This window comes from Bradyrhizobium ontarionense (assembly GCF_021088345.1).
Classification (GTDB): domain Bacteria; phylum Pseudomonadota; class Alphaproteobacteria; order Rhizobiales; family Xanthobacteraceae; genus Bradyrhizobium; species Bradyrhizobium ontarionense.
This window is the reverse complement of the sequence record NZ_CP088156.1, coordinates 6,873,240-6,895,218: the sequence shown is the minus strand read 5'-3', so window position 1 is coordinate 6,895,218 and position 21,979 is coordinate 6,873,240. Positions and strand designations below refer to the sequence as shown.

The following is a 21,979-nucleotide window of genomic DNA, read 5'->3' as shown; positions in this document are numbered from 1 at the left end:
ATGCTGTCGTTCTTCGTCGTGCCCCTGGTGACGATGATGAAGTCGGCAGTGTCGGATCCGGTCGCGACCGAGGCCCTGCCCCGGACTGCGAAGGCGCTGGCGGGCTGGGAGCGCACGGGCGCTCCGCCTGTGCCGGCCCAGGCCGCTTTCGCGGACGACATCCGCGCGCTCAGCAATGACGAACAGTTCGGCGATCTCGTTCGCCGGCTCAACAGCGCGCAATCCGGCTTCCGCAGCCTGCTCGGCAAGACCCGCCGCGCGCTCGACGGCACGGCCGGCGCCGTCGATCTCGCCGCGATCGATGCGCGCTGGAGCGAGGCGACCTATTGGTCGACCATCGCCGAGGCCGTGGCCTCACCCTGGACCGACAAGAACCTGCTCGCCGCTGTCGACCTCGAACGCGATGCCGCAGGCCACGTCGCCGCGATGCCGGAGGGCGCCTCCGCCAATCGCCTGATCCTGATCCGCACCTTCGTGACCTCAGCCCTCGTCACGCTCGCCTGCATCATCATCGGCCTGCCCTTCGCGATGGTCGCCGCCTCAGTGGAAGGCTGGCGCCGGCAGATCCTGCTCGGCGCCGTGCTGCTGCCGCTATGGACCTCGCTACTGGTGCGCACCGCCGCCTGGTATGTCGTGCTGCAGGACAACGGCCTGATCAATGCGACCTTGAAGGGGCTCGGCCTCACCTCCGGCCCGATCCCGCTGATGTTCAACCGGCTCGGCGTCATCATCGCGATGACGCATGTGCTGCTGCCGTTCATGGTGCTGCCGATCTTCAGCGTGCTGATCGCGATCCCGCGCAATTTGATGCCGGCGGCGGCCTCGCTCGGCGCCCATCCGCTGCGCGCCTTCTTTCACGTGCTGCTGCCGCTTTCGATGCGCGGCGTCGTCTCCGGCGCGCTGCTCGTGTTCATGGCCGCGCTCGGCTACTACATCACACCCGCTCTGATCGGCGGCGCCAACGACCAGATGATCAGCTCCGTGATCGCCTATTACGCCACGGCCGCGGCGAACTGGGGCATGGCCGGCGCGCTCGGCCTCGTGCTGCTGGCGATGACCATCCTGCTCTACGCCGTCTATATCCGCCTGACGGCAGGCGAGGAGCAGCGCGCATGAAGCTGCTGCCGCTCATCAAGCTGCTGTTCGCGAGCCTCGTGGTGGTGTTCCTGCTCGGCCCGCTGGTCGCCGTGCTGCCGCTGTCGCTCACCGACAGCGTGTTCCTGAACTATCCGATTCCCGGCTATTCGACGCGCTGGTTCAAAGAGCTGGTCACGGCCGACTCCTGGCGGCTGTCGATCGTCAACAGCCTGCTGATCGGCTCGGGAACGACGGCGCTGGCGACCGTGCTCGGCACGCTGGCCGCGCTCGGCCTGCGCGGCAAGCGCGCCTCGCTGCTGCTCTCCGCTCTCCGGACCGTGTTCCTGCTGCCGATGGTCGTGCCGGCCGTCGTGCTCGGCGTCGGCATGCAGTTGATGTTCGCACGCTACGGGCTCACCAACACCTATCTCGGCGTCATCATCGCGCACACCGTTGTGGCCGTGCCGTTCGTGCTGGTCAACGTCTCCTCCGCCCTGCAGGGCGTGGATCTCAAGCTGGAGCAGGCCGCCGCCAGCCTCGGCGCCTCGCCGGTGACGGTGCTGTCCTCGGTGACCCTGCCGATCGCCCTGCCCGGCATCATCTCCGGCGCGCTGTTCGCGTTCGCGACCTCGCTTGACGAGGTGGTGCTGACCCTGTTCGTGGCCGGGCCGAACCAGCGCACGCTGGCGCGGCAGATGTTCGCCACCATCCGCGAGAACATCAGCCCGGCGATCGTCTCGGCCGCCGCCGTGTTCATCGTCGGCACCATCGTGCTGTCGCTCGCGATGCTCGCGATCCGGCGGCGGATGTCGTGAGCGCGCGCCGCGCATACAAAGTGAGCAAGTTAGGTACCCGGAGCAATCAACTATCGAATGATGGAATAGGGCTGGAAGCAGCGGATTACGGCCATGAGAAGGAATCTCTGCTCCTTTCAATAGAAAGTCCGCTCACAACAATTCAGGTGATAGCTCCCATGCCGAGCGAATATGATAGTCTGCCGCATTAAGCACTGCTGAATTCGCGTCGTTACGCCAGGGCTGATTGGGAGCGACCGTATTTTTCGGTGGACAACCGGAAGTCCACACACGTTGCAATCTCTCGCAACTGACCTGATCGGGCGCGATACCTGTTAGGGTGAGAAACATTCGACTGGGTATTATTTTACTCTCAATACTCAACGCAATGGGAGCTCACATTGAAAATCACCAGCGTCATTGTGGAGAACTTCCGCGGCATTCGCTCGGCAGCATTAAGTGATCTCGGCGAAATGGTCGTATTAGCCGGGCAGAATGGATCAGGAAAATCATGCATCCTCGACGCCATTCGACTTCTAAAATCAGTTTATGGAGGCTACCAACAGAATGAATTCCATCAATGGTTTGGCGAGTTTCAGATCAACTTCACGAACGATCCACGAGCCTTCGCGACAATGTTCAACGAAAAGGGCCTGCCATTAGCGCTGCAGATGGAGGTTAAGCTTCACGATCAAGAACGGGCCTACCTCAAGGAACGCGCCAAGGAACTTATTACGCGGCAGGTGTGGAGAACTCTTGTTCCGGAATTATATGGTTGGCGAAGCCTTGAAGCCGCCCCTCTCACCGCTCAATTTAGAAGCCGCCAAGATGAAGTAGATGCAGCAACGAAACACGACCTAGATCTTTTCAGCACTGAAATTGACAGACCGACTGTCGTAGCAAGCCTAATGATACGCCCGGGTCAAGCGCCAGAGTTTACACCGTCGAAAACTCTAGAGCTTATGTTCACTGATTTTGACCCGGAGAACGTCGGAGTCATCGATTACCACGGCGCCCACCGGATGTATAACCGGGAGCAACTCAACGCCATAAACGTAAACCTCGATGCAATCGAACAGCAAAGACGGCAAAGTGCTCTCTATAATTATAACGCGAAATACACCAACGTAAAAAGCGAAATGGCCGCCCTCTATGTTCGAGAAGCACTTGCGGAAAAAGCCGGCAAGAGTTTCGACACTAAGAACTCACTAACCGACACTCTCAAGGAGCTTTTTTCGACCTTTTTCCCCGAGAAGGAGTTTCTTGGTCCGCAGCCGCTAGCAGATGGCAGCCTACACTTCCCGGTAAAAGTTGGAGGTCGAGAGACCCACGATCTTGATGACCTAAGCTCCGGAGAGAAGGAGATACTCTACGGCTACCTACGACTCAGGCGGTCGGCGCCAAAGCATTCGGTTATCCTACTTGACGAACCAGAATTGCACCTTAACCCGAGACTTACGCGCAATCTGCCAGATTTTTATCATCGGCATTTGGCGAAAGAACTAGGAAATCAAGTTTGGCTGATTACCCATTCCGACGCCATCCTTAGAGAAAGCGTGGGACGCCAAGGCGTGTCCGTGTTTCACATGACGCCTAGTGCACACACGCTACAAGCACGCCAAGCCCATAGAATCGAAGTCGACCACGACCTCGAGCGCGCAATTATCGATATGGTCGGAGACTTGGCTGCATACAATCCTGGGGCAAAGGTCGTAATATTTGAAGGAGCTGATTCCGACTTCGACTTGAGAATGACGTCGGAGCTGTTTCCCGAGCTCATCGCAAAGGTAAATGCCGCATCTGGCACGAACAAAGCTAGAGTACGAGGGCTTCATGCGCTGCTACAATCACTTGTTGAGGGAGGCCGTCTTCCGCCCATGCGCGTCTATTCCATAACCGATCGAGATTCTGGAAAAGGCGGAACTGCGGCTACTACACAATTTGAATGGGACGTTTATCACATCGAGAACTATTTGCTAATTCCGAGCTTTATTAGGAGCGCTCTGAACGATCTTCTTGGCGGGCGAGACATCCCATCAGAAGATGAAATCGAAGATGAACTTCGCACTTGTGCGAAAGATACGTTGCAATCTCTAGTTTTACACGACTCATGTGATGCGGTAAACAACGAGATGATTGCAGCTATCAACACCAAAATCGATCCGAAGTCGACAAATCCCGGCACGTCGCTTTTCGAGGCCATCGAGGCCTCTCGCAACAGGATCGATGCATTGATTCGCGACCGCCTCTCTCCCGCTGCAGTGGAGAACCTAGTAGAGACGCATCAGGAGAGGTTCCGAACCGACTTACAAAACGGAACGTGGAAAAGCTCGTTCAGAGGGCGGGATATCCTGCGCCTATTTGTTGGAAAGCGCGGTGCAGGCGTCAAATACGAAACCTTTCGGAATGTGGTGATTGCCCGAATGCGTGATTCAGGCTATCAACCATCTGGAATGAAGGCGATACTCGATAGAATTTTAGCACCGCAACATCTTGGTCAACTTTAGACCGCACGCGAGTGCACGCTATCGACCCAAGAGTTGATGCACCTATTGCGAGCAGATCTGTCACCCCGCACTGACGTACTTCCGCCAGTTGTGCGCCTCCTTGAACCCCAGCACCTCGCGCGCCTTCCGGTTCGACAGCGGCGCCTCATCGTCACCGAGCTCGCGGGTCACCGGCACATCGGGGCAATAGCGGCGCAGCAGCTCCCGCGTCGGGATGGTGGCGGTGACGGTGTCGTTGACGGCGTTGAAGACCTGAAAGCCGAGCCCGTCCTTCTCGATCGCCAGGTGCACGATCTCGCCGAGGTCGCGGGCATCGATATAGGACCACGCATTGCGCTTGCGCGACGGTGGATCGGCGATGAAGCCGGGAAACATGTCGTATTCATGCGGCTCGATGACGTTGCCGATGCGCAGCGCATAGATGTCGATGCCATAGCGCATGGCAAAGGCGCGCGCGGTCTTTTCGTTCACGACCTTGGACAGCCCATAGGAGTCCATCGGGTCGGTGTCGTAGTCCTCGTCGAGCGGGAAGCTCTTGAAATCCTTGTCGCCTTCGGCAAAGCAGACGCCATAGGTGGTCTCGCTGGAGGCGATCACGATCTTGCGCACCCCGAGCTTTGCCGCGGCCTCGATGACGTTGTAGGTGCTCATGGTGTTGACCCGAAAGGTCTCGTTGTCGGGCTCAATCAGCACCCGCGGGATCGCGGCAAAATGCACGACCGCGTCCGGCGCCTGCGGCGGCCTGCCGGCCTTGAAGCCGCCGAAGCCGAAATGCGTGGTCAGGGCGTTGAAGGCCTCGCCGCTATCCGTCAGATCGGCGATCAGCGTGTTGATGCCGGGGTGGTCGAACGGCTTGAGGTCGACGTTGAGCAACGCATAGCCCTTGCCCTTGAGATGCGGCAGGACATGCCTGCCGGCCTTGCCGGTTCCCCCGGTGAATACCACGCGCTTGGCTGTCATTGACTTTGTCATCCTTGTGAGCGGTGCATTTGGGAGTCCTAACAGTTTGTCACGCACCCGCTCCATAGAAACTTGGGATTCGCTGCACGCCAGCTATGCCCTCAAGGTGTTCAACCGCCTGCTTCAGGTCTCCATCCATAAGCGGACTCACTTTTGCGCCGCAATAACCGACGTGATGCCATAAGCCGAAATTGGATTTATCGCGCCTCGACGAGCGCGGCGAGTTTGTCCAGGGCCATCCGCCAGCCAGTCTCGTTGTCGGAGGACGATACGCCGCGTGGCAATCCGTCATGTGTGGCGAGGAGTTCGGTACCACCGTCTGCATCAGCGAGCGTGATCGTGATCGTCATCTCGCCGTGCAGCGCGGGATCCGTCGTCTCAAACTCGTCCACCTCAACAACTTGCTGGTTCGGGACGAGTTTCACAAAGCGGCCGCGATACGTGTCGGTGTGCGCGGTCGTCTTGCCGGTCCCAGTCGGCGCGTCATATGTGAGTGAAATCCGGAACGAGCCGCCTTCGCGGGCGTCGAACGCATGCACTTCACAAGTCATGCCGTTCGGCACCTTCCATTTTGTAATTGCGCGCGGATCGAGAAGCGCTTGATAAACGGCCGAACGAGGTGCGTTAATGTGGCGACCTATCGAAAAGGCATTGCGCATCGCCCGTTCCCTGCTCAGCTTGGGTATCGTGCCCAGGCTCCCCTCGTTCGCATCGAATATCGCGGAGGCGTCATTTGATGTCGAGATCGACATTCATCGAGTTACCCTGATCTGAGTTGAAATCGGCGGCCTCGGGTCAAGAGCAGCCCTCGGGTTCCCCAACCACTTGCTTCCGATAGAGATCAAGGAGCCGACGTTGTCAGGGTCCAAGCGGGGGACAACGGGACGAAGACGATTTTTCGAGGAGAAGCTCAGCCATGAGCGCTGATACGACGATCCGACGGCTAGGGGCAGACGATGCGGCATCTTTCAAAGCACTTCGCCTGGAGGCCCTGAAGGCAACCCCCGAATTGTTTGGGAGCACTTTCGAGCTGGAGGACAAACTGGATCTCGCTTGGTTCGCGGACCGGCTTGAAGACGCGCACGTCATTGGCGCGTTTCGAGACGGCGAACTTGTCGGGATAGTGGGCTTCTCCATCCAGCAGGGGCCGAAGAAGGCCCACAAGGGGCGGTTGTGGGGCATGTACGTTCGACCAGACTCGCGAAACCTCGGCGTTGGGCGGCTGCTGGTGGATGCCTTGCTGGCCGTCGCCCGCGAGCGCGTCGAGCTGGTTCAGCTCACCGTCGTCAGCGACAATCGACCGGCTCGGAGGCTCTATGAGACCGTCGGTTTCCTGGAATTTGGTCTGGAGCCGAAGGCCTCGAAGTACGGCGATCGATATTACGATGAAGCCCACATGGCGCTCGACTTCAGTCGAGCGGCGGACGTTCGTTAAGGGGTGGGACGGGCGAAGTTAACACCGGCCAAAGAACCGTCGTGGTCCCATCGGCGACATCATCGGCTTGAACTGACATGACAGAGGCGGCTAGCCCGTCGAGCGATGCGAACGGCCTTGCTTGATCTCTTGCTCACTTGATCTCTTGATCTCTTGCTCACTTGATCTCCTGCTCAAAGGACGCGAACTTATCCCCCGTCGTCAGTAAAGCCTTCGGGCGTGCGGCCGATGCCGCATTGGGTCATTCTCCGCAATCGCGACAGAGCTTTGCATCGCAGAGACCTTTCGCAAGGTGCCGAGAGGAGGCGCCAAGAGACGGCACGCGAGTGAAAGAGGCCGCCAATTGAGACGGCCTCTCATCGCTACTGACGGCTCCGTGCTAGCGGCAAGGCCTCCCCACCATCTTGGCATGGGCGTTATGGCAGCCGTCATGCAACTGAGATTTCTTCGTTACTTTGGCGCCCAACTTCGAGGTGAGCGGCGTCTGCGCGTACGCGGATATCGAACAGGTGAAGAGTGACAACGCGAGTGCGACCTTGAAAATCGACTTCATGCCTTCCTCCGAAGCGATACTCAATTTAAGGTTGTAGAATTTAACGAAGCAACTTCGAGACTTGGCAGACTCAGAGATGCCTCGCGCGGCCATTTGTAGCGCTACAATTTGTAACACTACCGAATTGCGCTGATAAGATCAAGACGCGGACTGCTTTGGCATTGAAAGTCCGGTTTGCCTCATTCGCGAACGGGTCGAGGGCAACAGCAGATCAAGCCGTGTGCCGTTGTGCGCAGAAGGCGGACGTTTCCCGAAAGCTGCGGCTCGACGACAGGCTTTGCCGGCCTTCTCGCCTGACGGAGGCATGGATGCCCGCGCGGGCTCATCCCGCAAATCCGAGGTCGATTGCTCCCTGAGCACGTCGCTTGCCATGCTGTTCCGTTCCGCTTCGCCCTGACAAATCGAAACAGTGAACGAATAGCTTCTTGTCTTGCTTCGACGGCTTCGCCGTTTCGCCCGACCAGGGCCATTGGTGATCACCCTCCTCCTCAACCGAGTCCGGACAATCCGTTGGCCTCAGGGCGCGTCCGCTATTGACTTTTTGAGCGCATCCCGTAGCGTTACACTATGTAACACCGACGCCGCGATGACCCGTCACAGCGACGTGGACGGGATGTGCGCGAGCGGTCGAGGAGCTTCCAGATAGGCTCGGGGTGAGCTTTCATTCGAAAGCGCAAGATCCTGCTCTCTGCAGGGCAGACGGTGAGCGCCCGGGAGCCCGACGCGATGATCACCTTCGGACGGCATCGGCCGCTGGTCCAGACCCCGTGGGAGGAATCGGCCGCTCGGATCGCGATCGACGACATTGCGGTCGATGCGGTCGCCCAATTCGATCCCGATACCTTCTGGCCGGCTCACCCCAGCGACGACGGGACGCAAGACGGCGATCCCAGCTTCTACAAGGGGGCGGCGGGAGTCATCTGGGCACTGGACTACTTGCACCGCATCGGTGCGACCCGCGTTGCAAAGGACTTTCGTCCGGTGCTGCCAAAGCTGATCGAGCGCACGGTCGTCGACCACGAGGCCAGCTCGCCGCCCGATTACGAGAAGCACGGCTCGCTGCTGCGTGGCGACATGGGTGCGGCCCTCCTCGCCATGCGCCTCGCACCGACGTCGGACATCGCCGAGCTGATTTATCGACGTGCCGAAGCCAACAACGAGCTGCCGATCCGGGAGCTGATGTGGGGCATGCCGGGCTCGATGATCGCGGCCGTCCACATGGCCGAGATGACCGGGGAAGCGCGCTGGCGCAGCCTGTTCGAAATACAGGCCGCGCGGCTGTTGTCCGAGGTGGAGGACACGCCGCAAGGCCCGCTTTGGACGCAGGATCTTTATGGTGCCAAAGATCGCTTTCTCGGACCCGTTCACGGCTTCGCCGGCAACGTCATCCCGTTATTGCTCGGATGGCATTGGCTGTCGGCGGCGCAGCAGGCTCATGTGGCCGACTTCGTGCCGAAGGCGCTGGAGGCGAATGCCTGGCGGTACGACATCGGAACGACATGGGGCCCGAGGAGCAAGCGCGAGAAGCGGCTCTTCATCTGCCAGCACTGTCATGGTGCGCCGGGCATGGTGACGACCTTCGCCGACGCGCCGTTCGCGACGCCGGATTTCGATACGATGCTGCTGGACGGTGGACGTTTCACCTGGTCCGCCGGACCGCTGACGAAAGGCTCGAACCTCTGCCATGGCACGGGCGGAAACGGCTATGCCTTCCTCAAGCTCTATCGCCGCACCAAGGACCCGATCTGGCTCGACCGTGCGCGCCAATTCGCGATGACCGCCATCGTCCAAGTTCGCGGCGCTCAGATGACGACCGGCCGCGGCCGCTATTCGCTGTGGACCGGCGACATCGGCCTTGCCATCTACTTGTGGGATTGCATCACGGGCGAGCCTCGGTTTCCGACGATCGATGTGTTCTGACTCGGTGCATGAGTCCGTGCGAGTTGACAGCCGGATCAGCTCTGGCCATGACGACGGAGTGGCCGGCCCCCGCCCTCCGAAGGAGAAATAGCAGGGCTGCCACGGACAGGGATCCTGCCCGAGCCGACAGGCAAATCGCTCGCATCAATTGGATTGCGAGACGACCTCTGAGTATCAACGGAGAAGGTGACCGAAGTCGCGCAAGGCCTGCGCCGAAAAACTCATTTCGTACGCTGGTTCAAACACATCCGCTGAGCCACCGCCTCGCTCACAAAGATTCTTGTTTCTTTTTTACAGAAATCGTGATTTTCTTCATCTCGTCCCGTCTCACCTGAGGGGCGCTTCGCGGTCGTCACGAACGTCGAGGCGGGATGCGGTGGGCGTGTCGATGTTGCAGCGTGGTTGTCCGCGCCGACGAACAGCATTGATACGCACGGTCAAGTCGCGTGGTCCTGGCACCCCGATGCTGGTGTTACGCTTGCGTCGACGCTCGCGCGTCGCGCAGGCAACGGTGGCCAACAAGCCCGGCGCACCGGGGAGAACGCGAAGCAGCCGTCAAAACCATCGCGCGGGGAATGCCGGGTGTTCTCGGCTGAACCTGTGGTACCTGCCGCCTGCATTTTTTTACGCAGGCGGGCCATGGGTGCGGCCAGCGCCCGGCATTCCCCGTGCCCTCTCAGTTGAGAGGGCGGTCGATCAGCACAGCTCGGACGCGACAGCGCGCCGCGAGACAGCGAGCCCATGTCTGCCAATCACCAATCACATGTCTGCCGATCAAGTCCGCAACGCCAAGTCCGCAACGCCACGTCAGCCCAGCGCGCGACGCCGACGATCGGAGCACCGCAGTGCAGGTGTCATATCCGGCGCAGGAGTCACCTCCCGAGCTCGCGCGACGAGCAAGACTGCCAATCGGTTTCTCATCATGCCCGGGCTCGACCTGGCTGCGCGGCCGGAGCCGCTTCGGCGCGGCGAAGGCCCGGACATCCGCGCCTTTCTTTCCAAATCCGCCAAAGACGTGGATGGCCGGGACTGCCCTGCCCTCCCTCGCGATCGCTGCGATTCGTCACCGCCCGCCTGTCGGCACGTATCGCGCCCGCCGCGGCGAGCCGCCGGCTCGTTCGGATGTCAATGTCGGAGAGGTTTCAATGATCGTAGGATGGACCGAGGCTGGGTCACCGGCCATTTCGGCCGATGGTGGGCACGACAGGGATCGAACCTGTGACCCCTACCATGTCAAGGTAGTGCTCTCCCGCTGAGCTACGTGCCCTAAATCCAGAAGGTCTGATCGGGTGGGCGTCCCTATATCGGCTCCCACGCGGGCAGGCAAGGACGCAAACAGGCGAAAATGGGAATAATCCGCCGATCTGCGACGTCTGCCCCCGGCGGCTCAGGCCGCCAGCATCTTGTTGACTTCGCTGACGAGCTCGCGGAGGTGCACCGGCTTGGACAGCACCTTGGCGTTCTTGGGCGCCTCCGAATCGGAGTTCAGGGCGACCGCGGCGAAGCCGGTGATGAACATGATCTTGATGTCCGGATCGAGCTCGGAGGCGCGGCGCGCCAGCTCGATGCCGTCCATCTCCGGCATCACGATGTCGGTGAGCAGCATCTCGAACGGCTCCTCGCGCAGCCGCTGGTAGGCCGACATGCCGTTGTCGTGGGGCGAAACCTGGAACCCGGCATTTTCCAATGCCTTGACCAGGAAGCGGCGCATGTCGTTGTCGTCTTCGGCGAGCAGGATCTTGTGCATGGCGGGGAGCGGTCTGGTCCGGGTGAGAGGCGGAGCGTTGCCGCCACTAAGCCTGACGGACGGTAAATTTCGGGTGAAAGATTGCGCCTTTTGATCCGATATCGGCAAGGCAATTTCAGGGCTGGAATCGCGTTTGTCGTGCCGGGCGCGGAAGCCAGCTCAGAGTTGTTCCAAACAGAGCATGAACTTTTTCATTGCTTTTCGCTTGGCAGAACGGCTCGGATTATCGAAGATGCGCGTTGGCAACAGCAATGGCTGCGCTGTCCAGCGAGAATCGGCCGGAGGATACCGGCGCATCGACGGACGCGACCAAGGGACGTGACCAAGGGGACGGCGCCCAGAGATGACGGACTTTGATGGCGAATTGCCGCCGTTCGAGATCATGGAGCCCGCGACGTGGCGCGCGCCCATCATCTTCAATTCGCCGCACTCGGGATCGGTCTATCCGGACGAGTTCCTCAACGCGTCGCGAATCGATCTGCCGGCGCTGCGCCGCTCCGAAGATTCGTTCATGGACGAATTGATCGCCGATCTCTTGTCGCGCGGGTTCCCGGTGGTGCGCGTGCATTTCCCGCGCTGCTATGTCGACGTCAATCGCGAGCCCTACGAGCTCGACCCGCGGATGTTCACCGGCCGGCTGCCAAGCTTCGCCAACACCCGCTCGATGCGGGTCGCCGGCGGCCTCGGCACCATCCCGCGCGTGGTCGGCGACGGCCAGGAGATCTATCGCGACCGGCTCAACGTGGATGAGGCGCTGCACCGGATCGAAACGCTCTACAAGCCGTATCATCGCGCCTTGCGCCGGCTGATCAACCGCGTGCACCAGCAGTTCGGCACGGTCGTGCTGGTCGACTGCCACTCGATGCCGTCGGTCGGGGTGTCCCGCGACGAGCCGCGGCGGCCCGACATGGTGATCGGCGACCGCTACGGCACGAGCTGCGCGCCTCTGCTGCCGGATCTGTTCGAGGACGTGCTCGGCCGGCTCGGCTATTCGGTAGGCCGCAACAAGCCCTATGCCGGCGGCTTCATCACCGAGCACTACGGCAATCCGGCGAGTGGCCTGCATGCGATCCAGATCGAGCTCAATCGCGCGGTCTACATGGACGAACGCCGGCGCGAGCGCGGGCCGCGCTTCGCCCAGGTCGCCTCCGATCTCGCCGTTCTCGCCGAGGTGCTCGCGACGGTGCCGCTCTGCGACCTCGGCCCGTTCCAGGCTGCGGCCGAATAGACCCGGCGCGGCGATCTTCGAACCCTCGAGAGCCGCCGCCATGGGAAGCGCGCGCACTCTGCGCAAAAAAAAAGGGCCGCTTGTATGACAAGCGGCCCAAGTCTAGGGAGGAAACGCCCAAGGAGGGCAGCAGTAACGCGGAAGCGCTACCGCACCGCAACAATATGCAATCGCGCTGCACAAAGCGCAAGGGTTTTTCCGCCGTTCTCCATGCAAAAAACACAGGCCGGGTTGCGCCCAGCGCGGCTCACGCCTTATTTTCATCATTGATCTCAATGGGTTGATTGGAGAATCCAAATGACCTGCGCGGCAATCCGGTTTCGCTTTGGGTTTCGCATTGAGGGCCCAGGAGCGGTCAATCGCGCGCATGCGAAGCCGCCGGTCACCAAACGACATCCAAGATGCCACGTTGGTGTTCCATATCCGGATGCGCGCAAGACGGCTTTGAGCTAGGCATAGCCTTTGGGCTCAGTGCCATCCGATTCCCTGATCGAAGGACGCGTTGTGACGGTCATCGACTTCTCCGCCTTCATCGGCCGCCTTGCGACCGCCTCGGGCGAAACCATCCTGCCGTTCTTCCGGACCTCGCTCTTGGTCGATAACAAGAGCAGTCGGCACGATTTCGATCCCGTGACGGAGGCCGACCGCGCGGCCGAGGCCGTCATGCGCCGCCTGATCAAGGCGAACTTTCCTCAGCATGGCATCGTCGGCGAGGAATTCGGCAATGAGCGCGAGGACGCCGATTATGTCTGGGTGCTCGATCCGATCGACGGCACCAAATCCTTCATCGCGGGCTTTCCGATCTGGGGCACGCTGATCGCGCTCCTTCACAAGGGCACCCCCGTCTTCGGCATGATGCACCAGCCGTTCATCGGCGAGCGGTTTGCGGGCGACAACGGCTCGGCCCACTACAGGAACGGCGTCGGAGAGCGCCGGCTCTCGGCGCGGCGTTGCGAACGGCTCGAGGACGCGGTCTGCTATACGACCAGCCCCCTCCTGATGAACGAGGCCGATCGCGCCGCGTTCGGCCGTGTCGAGTCCGAGGTGCGGCTGTCGCGCTATGGCGGCGATTGCTACTCCTATTGCATGCTTGCAGCCGGTCACCTCGACCTCGTGATCGAAACGGAACTCAAGCCCTACGACATCGCGGCCTTGATCCCCATCATCAACGGCGCCGGCGGCATCGTCACCGATTGGACGGGCGGCCCGGCGCAGAACGGCGGACGGATCATCGCCGCCGGCGACAAGCGCGTGCACGCGGCAGCGCTGAAGCTGCTCACAGGCAGCTGACCGTGAGCCGCTGAACTGAATAGGATCGTACGGCGACCAGAAATCACGGAACGGATTCCGCACGCTCATCGAGATGCGTACAATTACGGGAAAAGCACCTCAGCATGCATTATTAACGACGCGTTGACCTCGCCTGCCTAGGCTTTGTGTAAGCTTTATGAAAATGCGCCCGATCGCGCGGCTGTACATGATGTCTCCAGGAAAGCGGCTCTGATGCCTCGTTTCAGCTTCCGACTCACTCACAAGATCATGGCCATCGCACTGATCGGTGTGACGGCACTTGCGGTCATCGGGGGCATCTATTTGGCGGGCAATACGTCGCAGGAGGCTTCCCGCCGGCTTGCAGGCAGCGCCAGGACCACAGCCGACCTCAACCAGAAGCTCCTCACCGACCTGCTGGAAGCGCGGCGCGCCGAAAAGGACTTCCTGCTGCGACGCGATGAGAAATACGCGGCGCGACATGCCGAGCTCAACGCGACGATCAAGCGCGAGCTCGACGAGCTCCGGACCACGAGCCGCGCACTCGGTCACGCCGCCACGGGCGACAAGATCGACGCGGTCGCGAAGGGGTTTGCCGCCTACAGCGCGGAATTCGCTGCGTCCGAGCAGGCGGAAGTCCGGGTTGGCCTGAACGAGACGCTTGGGTTGTCGGGCTCGCTGCGTTCGGCCGTTCACGACATCGAAGCCAAGCTAAAGGACGTCAACGATCCCAGGCTCACCAGCGGCATGCTGATGCTGCGCCGTCATGAAAAGGATTTCATGCTGCGCCGCGACCCGAAATACATCGCCGAGCTGAAGGCTGCAGCTACCGCATTCGGCCAGGCCGTCGCCGGCGCTGATCTCGCGCCAGCCCTCAAGGCGGACATCAGCCAGAAGCTCGACAAATACCAGAAGGACTTCCTGGCCTGGGCCGAAGGATCCCAGGACGCGGCACGTCACAGCGTCGCGATGTCCAAGGCATTCGCCGACATCGAGCCCGCCATCGCCGAGATCGGCAAGGCCGTCACTCAACAATATGCGGCGGTCCAGGCCGCAGAAGCCGAGACCGGCAGCGCCGTCAAACGCGGCATGCTGGTGACGCTCGGCATCTCGCTGATCCTGGTCAGTTGCGTTTCTTTCCTGATCGGCCGCGGCATCTCCAACGCGATCCGCAACATGGTCCTGGTCATGACGCGGCTCGCAGGCGGCGACGCAGCGATCCGGATTCCCGGCGTCGGCCGTCGCGACGAGATCGGCGAGATGGCCGGCGCGGTCGAGGTGTTCAAGACCAACATGATCGAAACCGAGCGGCTGCGTGCCGAGCAGGCCGAAATCGAGAAACACCAGGCGCAGCAGCGCAAGGCGGAGATGGCGGCGCTCGCCAAGAACTTCGAAACGGCCGTCGGACGGATCATCGAGACCGTGTCCTCGGCCTCGACCGAGCTCGAAGCATCGGCCATGACCCTGACCAGGAATGCCCAGCACGGACAGTCGCTGGCAACGACGGTCGCATCTGCCTCCGGGGAAGCCGCAGCCGGCGTTCAGTCGGTGGCTTCGGCGACCGAGCAATTGTCGGCGTCCGTCAACGAGATCAGCCGCCAGGTTCAGGAATCCGCGCGGATCGCGGGCGAGGCCGTCGGTCAGGCGCGCCGCACCAACGAGCGCGTCAGTGAGCTGTCGCGAGCAGCGACGCGCATTGGCGATGTCGTCGAGCTCATCAACACGATTGCCGGTCAGACCAACCTGCTTGCGCTCAACGCGACGATCGAGGCCGCGCGCGCCGGTGAGGCCGGCCGCGGCTTTGCCGTCGTCGCCGCCGAGGTGAAGGCGCTTGCCGAGCAGACCGCGAAAGCGACCGGCGAGATCGGGCAGCAGGTCACGGGCATCCAGACGGCCACCGCGGAATCCGTCGACGTCATCCGCGAAGTCTCCGGGACGATCGAGCGCCTGTCGCAGATCTCGGCGACGATCGCGGCTGCGATCGAGGAACAGGGCGCGGCCACACAGGACATTTCCCGCAACGTGCAGCACACGGCGCAGGGGACGCAGCGCGTCTCCGACAACATCATCGAGGTCCAGCACGGCGCCACCGAAACCGGCTCGGCGTCCACGCAGGTGCTGTCGGCGGCGCAATCGCTGTCCGAGGAAAGCAGCCGGCTGAAGCTCGAGGTCGGCCGCTTCCTGGAGATGGTCCGCGCGGCATAGCCGCATCAGACGACCGCCCTGCGCAAATGCTCGACGAGCAATTTCGCGGGGCGCGGCAGCGCCTTGAAGCTGCGGGCGCAGATCACCAGTCTGCGGTTGGCCCAGGCATCGCGCAGCGCGACCAGACCGATCGGCATCGACCGCGCGCAACGGCGCGCCGCAGCTTCGGGCACGACGGCAATGCCGATGCCGGCCGCCACCATCTGACAGATCGCGTCGAAATCGCGCAAGCGGGCCCGCACATGCTGCCGGATGCCGAGCCGCGCCGCATGTCTGCCGATGTGGACGTTGAGCGCCGTCCCCACGGTGAGGCCGATGAAGTCCTGCCCGGCGGTCTCGCTGAAATCGATCTGCCTGCGGGTCGCGAATGGGCTCCGCCGGCCGGCCACCAGCATCAGCCGGTCCTCACCGAAGGCGAAGCGCTCGATGGTATCGGGCAGCGCATGCTCCGCCGCGAAGCCGAGATCGGCCCTGCCGGATGCGATCGCCTCCGCAATCTCCGTGCTCTCGCGTTCTTCCACGTCGACATTGATGTCGGGATGCTCGCGCAGAAAAGCCGCCAGCGCCTTGGGCAGATGCTCGGCGAGGCCGACCGTATTGGCGAGCAACTGCACATTGGCGCGCAGGCCCGATGCAAAGCCTGCGAGATCCCCCTGCATGGCCTCGACATTGGCGATGATGATGCGGGCGTGATCGAGCAGACTTTCGCCCGCCGCCGTCAGGTCGACGCCGCGACGGCCGCGCTTGAACAGCTGCACGCCGAAGGCGTCCTCCAGTCCCTTGATGCGCGCGCTGGCGGACGCCAGCGCCAGATGCGCACGATCGGCGCCGCCGGTGATGCTGCGGGCTTCGGCCACGGCGATGAACAGCCTGAGATCGACCAGGTCGAAACGCATAATCCCCGTGCCTCAGTCTCTGACGAAGGCTGGCTCCGTAACCTCCACATTGTGCCGCGGCCGCGGGTTGGTCAATGTCGCAGCCATGATCGACCCCCTCCTCATCTTCATCGCCTTTGCCCTGACGCTGGCCGGTTTCGTCAAGGGCGCGCTCGGCCTCGGCCTGCCGACCGTCTCAGTCGGACTGCTGGCGGTCGCGATGCCGCCGGGGCGGGCGCTGGCGATCGTCATCGTACCAGCGGTCATCACCAACATCTGGCAGACTTTCGCTGGCCCCTATCTGCGCGACATCGCAAAACGTCTGTGGCCGCTGATGGCGGGCACCGCGATCGGCATCTGCCTCAACGCCGGGGCCCTCAGCCATTCCTCGACGCGCTGGGGCAACGTCGCGCTCGGCGTGCTGCTGATGCTCTATGCCATGCTCGGCCTCACCAAATTCGCCTTCAAGGTCGCGCAGCGCCACGAGAAATGGGTCGGCGGCATCATCGGCCTCGTGACCGGGCTGATCTCGGCCGCAACCGGGGTGCAGGTCGTGCCGTCGGTGCCGTACATGCAGGCGATCGGGCTCGAGAAGGACGAACTGATCCAGGCGCTCGGCGTGTTCTTCACGGTCGCCACCGTCACCCTCGCCTTCAACCTGACGAGCTCGGGCCTGCTCGGCACCGCCACCGCCCTGCCCGGCGCGGTCGCGATGGTCTGCGCCTTCCTCGGCATGTTCGCCGGACAAGCCGCACGATCGAGACTGCCGGCCGAAGCCTTCCGCCGCGTGTTCCTGATCGCGATGATCCTCCTCGGTCTTTATCTCGCCGGCAGCGCCTTGATCGAACTGCTCTGGTGATCAGCGCGCCTCGAGCATCGCGATCCGGGCTCCGAGATAGACGAACAGGCCGCCGATCGCGCGGTTGAGCCACAGCAGCGCGGCCGACGAGCGCCGCACGCGGCGCGCGGCACGCGCCGCCACGACGGCAACACCGAGACACCAGATCGTGCTGTTGACGACGAAGATCGTGCCGAGCAGCACAAAGGCGAGCGGCTTGTGCGGCGCGTCGGCCGCGACGAATTGCGGCAGGAAGGCGAGGAAGAACATCGCCACCTTTGGATTCAAGATGTTGGTGAGCGCGCCTTGCCAGAACACCTGTTGCCAGAACACCTGGCGCAGCGGCACCACCGGCGCCGCGTCAGCCATGCGTGGATCAGCGGCCCCCGCTCGTCGCGCCAGGAGCTGCGTCATCCCGAGATAGACCAGGTAGGCAGCGCCTGCCCATTTCACCATGGCGAATGTCGTGGCCGATGCGGTGAGCAGGGCCGACAATCCGATCGCGCTTCCGAACACATGGACCAGGCAGCCGGTGCTGATGCCGAAGGCCGCCGCCGCGCCGCCCCGCCAGCCCATCTGCGCACTGCGGCCGACGATGTAGGCCGTATCCGGGCCCGGCGTCATGTTGAGCAGCAGGCCGGCGACGAGAAACATCAGCAGATCGTGAATTCCGAACATGATTGAACGTTTCCTAACGATATCGATCTAATGATTTGCGTGGGCCCGAGTGTTGCCGCCGCGAGCGGCGGGCCGCAAAGACGCAGGGCCGCATGGTGCTGGGTACGGCGATAGGTTCCGGAAAAGGATTGGATTCGGCCGCCTCGGCCATGGTATGCGCGAGGCGGGAGCACGATGTGATGGAAAGACGCCTCGCTGCCATCCTTTGCGCCGACGTTGCCGGCTATTCGCGGATGATGGGAATCGACGAGGCGGGCACGCATGCCGCCTTCAAGGCCCATCGTGGCGCCATCCACCCGATCATCCTCAATCATGCCGGGCGCATCGTCAAACACACCGGCGACGGCTTCCTGCTGGAATTCGCCAACGCCGCCAGCGCGATCCAATTCGGGATCGAAATGCAGTCGCTGATGGCCGAGCGCAATGCGCACCTGCCCGCCGACCGCAACATGCGCTTCCGCCTCGGCATCCACAAGGGTGAGGTGACGATCGACGACGGTGAGGCATTCGGCGACGGCATCAATGGCGCCGTCAACCTCGAATCGATCGCGACCCCGGGCGGCGTCGCCGTCTCCGACAGGGCCTATCAGGAGGCAGATTCGCAGCTCTCTGTCGACCTGATCAACGCCGGCAGCTTCCAGTTCGAGAATCTTCAAGAGCCGGTTCAGGCCTGGACCTGGGAACCGGGCAGCGATCCGATCGTTCGGGAGCAGAGAGGCGCCTCCAGCCTGCCGCCGCAATATCGCACGGCGATCGTGGGTGTGCTGCCGTTCGTCAATCTCGCCGACGGCGTCGATGAATACCTCTCCGACGGTCTCACGGACGATCTGATCCACGCCTTGTCGTTGCAATCGTTCTTTCGCGTCCTGAGCCGGACCTCGACCTTCCGCTTCAGGGATCGCAGCCTGAGCCCGCGCCTGATCGCACGGGAGATCGACGCGACCTATGTGATCCAGGGGACGTTGCGGCGCTCGCAGGACAAGATCCGCGTGACCGCCGAACTGATCGCGCCCGAAACCGGCGCGCAATTGTGGACCGGACGTTACGATCGCGAATTCGGCGATCTTTTCGCGATGCAGGACGAGATCACCACGAGCCTCTGCGCGGCGCTGATGCCCGAGATCTACCGCGTCGAGGCGTCGGTTCCGATCCGCTCGACGGCGACCAACCCGACCGCGTGGGATCGCTTCCTGAGGGGACTGTCCCACTACTATCGGCCGACCAAGGCCGACTACGAGACGTCGATCGCCCTGTTCCGGGAAGCCATCGCGCTCGATCCCACACTCAGCCTCGCGCACGCCTATCTGGCCACCATTCTCCTGCAGGGCATCAACTTCGGCTGGATCAAGGGCTCGCGTGAGCTCTGGAACGAGGCGATGAGCCTCGCGCTGGACAGCGTGCGGCTCGACGGGCGCTCCTCGTTCGCCTACGCGATCCTCGCCTTCGTGCAGGCGATGCAGGGCGCCCACGAGGACGGCATGAAGGCGGCGCGCAAGGCGACGGAACTGAATGCCTACGACATGGGCGCGCGGGGTGTGCTCGGCCTGTGCCACATGGTGACCGGCGAGCACCAGCAGGCGATCGAACTGTTTTCGATCGCGGCTCAGCGCGGCAACAGCGATCCGCGCTATCAATGGCCGGCGCTGAACGCCTTCAGCCATTACCTGCTCGGCCGCTATGAGGCTGCGCTGTCGTGGGCCCGCGAAGAGCTGCTGCTCTACCCGAACCACCTGCAGGCGCTGACGATCCGGGCAGCGACGCTGGCGCAGCTCGGCCAAACCGCGCAGGCACAGGATGCCGTCGGCGCCCTGCTGGAGCGTTATCCCTGGCTCACGCTGGATCGTCACATGAAGAACATCCGGTGGAGGAATCGTGACGACATCGACCATTATCACGACGGGCTGACCAAGGCGGGGCTGACCTGAGCAAATCGCGGCCCCGGTCATCAGCCCGCCACACGGCTTGCACATTGCTTCCGCAAAATCATTGGATTCAAGCACTGTTGCCGTGTTATCGCCCTCTCTAGGAGCAAGGAACGAATGGAGAGACGGCTGGCCGCCATTGTCTGTGCCGATGTGGCCGGTTACTCGCGGATGATGGGCGCCGACGAGGCGGGAACCCATGCCGCGTTCAAGGCCCATCGCGGCGCCATCCATCCAATCATCCTCAACCACGGCGGCCGGATCGTGAAATACACCGGCGACGGGTTTCTGCTGGAGTTCCCGAGCGTCGTCGGCGCGATCGAAGCCGCGGTCGAGATGCAGAGGCTGATGGCCGAACGCAACGCTCACCTGCCGGCCGACCGCGTGATGCAGTTCCGTCTCGGCGTGAACATGGGCGACGTCATCTTCGACGAGGACGAGGTGTTCGGCGATGGCGTGAACACCGCGGTGCGGCTTGAAGCCGCAGCGCCTCCCGGTGGAGTTGCACTTTCCCATAAGGCCCATCAGGAAGCGAGCAAACACCTGACGGTCACCTTCCTCGATCGCGGCCCGTTCCGCTTCAAGAACATCGAGGACACGATCAATGTCTGGACCTGGGATCCCAGCACGCCGGACAAGAGCCGTGAGCCGGCGCCCGCGTCGGGCCTGCCTGCGCAGTACCGGACGGCGATCGTGGGCGTCCTGCCTTTCGCCAATCTCAGCGGCGACAACGACGAATATTTCTCCGACGGATTGGCCGAAGACCTGATCCATGCGCTGTCGCTGCAATCCTTCTTCCGCGTGCTCAGCCGCAACTCGACCTTCGCCTTCAAGAATGCCGGGATGAGCGCCCGCCTCATCGCGCGCGAAATCGACGCGACCTACTTGATCCAAGGCTCGGTGCGGCGCTCCGGGACCAAGATCAGGGTGACGGCTGAACTGGTCGCGCCCGAAAACGGCGAGCAGCTGTGGGCTGGCCGCTACGACCGCGACATCGGCGACCTGTTCGCGGTGCAGGACGACATCACGGCCAATCTGTGCACCGCGCTGGTCCCGGAGATCTATCGCGCCGTGGCCTCGGTGCCGATCCGGTCGGCGACCGCCGACCTGACGGCGTGGGACCGTTTCCTGCGCGGGCTGTCGCACTACTATCAACCGACCAAGGCCGACTACGAAAGCTCGATCGCGCTGTTCCGCGAGGCGATCGCCATCGACCCCGGGCTTGCGATCGCCCACACCTATCTCGGCACGATCCTGCTGCAGGGTATCCATTTCGGCTGGATCAGGAACTCGCGGGAGCTGTGGGACGAGGCGATGACGCTTGCCGAGGCGAGCGTGCGGCTGGATTCCCGTTCCTCGTTCTCCTATTCGCTGCTGGCCTATGTCCATGCCATGCAGGGGCGGGTCGAGGCGGGCATGGAGGCGGCGCGCAAGTCGCTCCAGCTCAATCCCTACGACATGGGCGCGCGCGGCGTGCTCGGCGTGTGCCATCTCGTCGGCGGTGAGCACCGCCAGGCGATCGAGCTGTTCTCGATTGCCGCGCAGCGCGGCAACAGCGATCCACGCTATCAATGGTCGGTGCTGAGCGCGTTCAGTCATTACATGCTCGGCCAATACGATGCATCGCTGTCCTGGGCGCGGGAGTCGCACTACCAGAACCCGAACCATCTGCAGTGCCTCGCGATCCGCGCTGCGGCGCTGGCCCAGCTCGGCCGCTCGAGCGAGGCGGGTGAGGCCGTCGCCATTCTGCTCCGCCTCTATCCATGGATGACGGTCGAGCGCCTCCTGAGCAACATCCGCTGGCGAAATCCGGTCGACGTCTCGCATTATCGCGACGGCCTCGCCAAGGCCGGCATGCCGCTGACCAAGCTGACCTTGGTGGATACCAAGGCCAAATACGCCGGCGAATAGCGCAATCTCGACTTGAGGTTGACAGTGCGCCGGGTTACTCCATCATTCATAATTGCATTG

At 62.5% G+C, this 21,979-nt stretch carries 17 protein-coding genes and 1 tRNA gene; 11 read left to right on the top strand and 7 right to left on the bottom strand.

Annotation, left to right across the window (positions count from 1 at the left end; genetic code table 11):
- From LQG66_RS30065 to LQG66_RS30055, 3 genes are all read left to right on the top strand, one after another.
- Entirely contained in the window at positions 1-1,116 is a 1,116-nt protein-coding gene (locus tag LQG66_RS30065) for an ABC transporter permease (protein ID WP_231328002.1), read from the top strand.
- Positions 1,113-1,892 carry an ABC transporter permease gene (locus LQG66_RS30060; RefSeq protein WP_231319451.1) on the top strand — a complete coding sequence of 260 codons (780 nt, stop codon included), beginning with the start codon at positions 1,113-1,115 and terminating at the stop codon, positions 1,890-1,892. The genes LQG66_RS30065 and LQG66_RS30060 overlap by 4 nt, the downstream gene beginning before the upstream one ends.
- A 380-nt stretch (positions 1,893-2,272) precedes the next feature.
- The gene (locus tag LQG66_RS30055) at positions 2,273-4,378 is read left to right on the top strand and encodes an AAA family ATPase (RefSeq protein ID WP_231319450.1); all 2,106 of its coding nucleotides are present in this window, start codon (positions 2,273-2,275) and stop codon (positions 4,376-4,378) included.
- 60 nt (positions 4,379-4,438) lie between these two features.
- Here the strand turns inward: LQG66_RS30055 and LQG66_RS30050 are convergent, their stop codons facing one another.
- Together LQG66_RS30050 and LQG66_RS30045 are read right to left on the bottom strand one after the other, a co-directional pair.
- Positions 4,439-5,338, bottom strand: coding sequence for an NAD-dependent epimerase/dehydratase family protein (locus LQG66_RS30050; protein ID WP_231319449.1), 900 nt, complete (start codon positions 5,336-5,338; stop codon positions 4,439-4,441).
- Between the two features lie 197 nt (positions 5,339-5,535).
- Positions 5,536-6,090, bottom strand: a complete 555-nt coding sequence (locus tag LQG66_RS30045) for an SRPBCC family protein (protein WP_231319448.1) — start codon at positions 6,088-6,090, stop codon at positions 5,536-5,538.
- Between the two features lie 164 nt (positions 6,091-6,254).
- Between LQG66_RS30045 and LQG66_RS30040 the strand changes: the two genes are divergently transcribed.
- A complete protein-coding gene (locus LQG66_RS30040) occupies positions 6,255-6,773 on the top strand; it encodes a GNAT family N-acetyltransferase (RefSeq protein WP_231319447.1) in 519 nt (172 codons plus the stop codon).
- 379 nt (positions 6,774-7,152) lie between these two features.
- Here LQG66_RS30040 and LQG66_RS30035 read toward each other — a convergent pair whose 3' ends face one another.
- Complete coding sequence (locus tag LQG66_RS30035; RefSeq protein WP_231319446.1) at positions 7,153-7,326, bottom strand: hypothetical protein; 174 nt, start codon at positions 7,324-7,326, stop codon at positions 7,153-7,155.
- A gap of 726 nt (positions 7,327-8,052) precedes the next feature.
- On the opposite strand from LQG66_RS30035, the gene LQG66_RS30030 reads away from it, so the two are divergent.
- A complete protein-coding gene (locus tag LQG66_RS30030; protein WP_231319445.1) occupies positions 8,053-9,246 on the top strand; it encodes a lanthionine synthetase C family protein in 1,194 nt (397 codons plus the stop codon).
- 1,192 nt (positions 9,247-10,438) lie between these two features.
- On the opposite strand, the gene LQG66_RS30025 is transcribed toward LQG66_RS30030, so the two are convergent.
- Positions 10,439-10,513: transfer RNA gene (locus tag LQG66_RS30025), tRNA-Val, on the bottom strand.
- A gap of 120 nt (positions 10,514-10,633) precedes the next feature.
- Positions 10,634-10,993 carry a cell cycle two-component system response regulator CpdR gene (gene cpdR, locus LQG66_RS30020; RefSeq protein ID WP_006610087.1) on the bottom strand — a complete coding sequence of 120 codons (360 nt, stop codon included), beginning with the start codon at positions 10,991-10,993 and terminating at the stop codon, positions 10,634-10,636.
- A gap of 343 nt (positions 10,994-11,336) precedes the next feature.
- Here cpdR and LQG66_RS30015 point away from each other — a divergent pair, with 343 nt between their 5' ends.
- The 3 genes from LQG66_RS30015 (at position 11,337) to LQG66_RS30005 (ending at position 15,695) form a co-directional block, all read left to right on the top strand.
- Positions 11,337-12,221, top strand: a complete 885-nt coding sequence (locus LQG66_RS30015; protein WP_231319444.1) for an N-formylglutamate amidohydrolase — start codon at positions 11,337-11,339, stop codon at positions 12,219-12,221.
- A 504-nt stretch (positions 12,222-12,725) separates the two neighbouring features.
- On the top strand, positions 12,726-13,511 hold the full coding sequence (gene hisN / locus LQG66_RS30010; protein WP_231319443.1) for a histidinol-phosphatase: 786 nt from the start codon (positions 12,726-12,728) through the stop codon (positions 13,509-13,511).
- A gap of 213 nt (positions 13,512-13,724) precedes the next feature.
- On the top strand, positions 13,725-15,695 hold the full coding sequence (locus LQG66_RS30005; RefSeq protein WP_231319442.1) for a methyl-accepting chemotaxis protein: 1,971 nt from the start codon (positions 13,725-13,727) through the stop codon (positions 15,693-15,695).
- Between the two features lie 5 nt (positions 15,696-15,700).
- On the opposite strand, the gene LQG66_RS30000 is transcribed toward LQG66_RS30005, so the two are convergent.
- Positions 15,701-16,591, bottom strand: a complete 891-nt coding sequence (locus LQG66_RS30000; RefSeq protein WP_231319441.1) for a LysR family transcriptional regulator — start codon at positions 16,589-16,591, stop codon at positions 15,701-15,703.
- An 85-nt stretch (positions 16,592-16,676) separates the two neighbouring features.
- Between LQG66_RS30000 and LQG66_RS29995 the strand changes: the two genes are divergently transcribed.
- A complete protein-coding gene (locus LQG66_RS29995) occupies positions 16,677-17,429 on the top strand; it encodes a sulfite exporter TauE/SafE family protein (protein WP_231319440.1) in 753 nt (250 codons plus the stop codon).
- Here LQG66_RS29995 and LQG66_RS29990 read toward each other — a convergent pair whose 3' ends face one another.
- The gene (locus LQG66_RS29990) at positions 17,430-18,086 is read right to left on the bottom strand and encodes a LysE family translocator (RefSeq protein ID WP_231319439.1); all 657 of its coding nucleotides are present in this window, start codon (positions 18,084-18,086) and stop codon (positions 17,430-17,432) included.
- A gap of 179 nt (positions 18,087-18,265) precedes the next feature.
- Between LQG66_RS29990 and LQG66_RS29985 the strand changes: the two genes are divergently transcribed.
- Together LQG66_RS29985 and LQG66_RS29980 are read left to right on the top strand one after the other, a co-directional pair.
- The gene (locus LQG66_RS29985; protein WP_231319438.1) at positions 18,266-20,011 is read left to right on the top strand and encodes an adenylate/guanylate cyclase domain-containing protein; all 1,746 of its coding nucleotides are present in this window, start codon (positions 18,266-18,268) and stop codon (positions 20,009-20,011) included.
- Positions 20,012-20,125: 114 nt separating this feature from the next.
- Positions 20,126-21,919: an adenylate/guanylate cyclase domain-containing protein gene (locus LQG66_RS29980; protein ID WP_231319437.1), complete on the top strand. Its 1,794-nt coding sequence runs from the start codon at positions 20,126-20,128 to the stop codon at positions 21,917-21,919.
- The last annotated feature ends 60 nt before the right edge of the window (positions 21,920-21,979 follow it).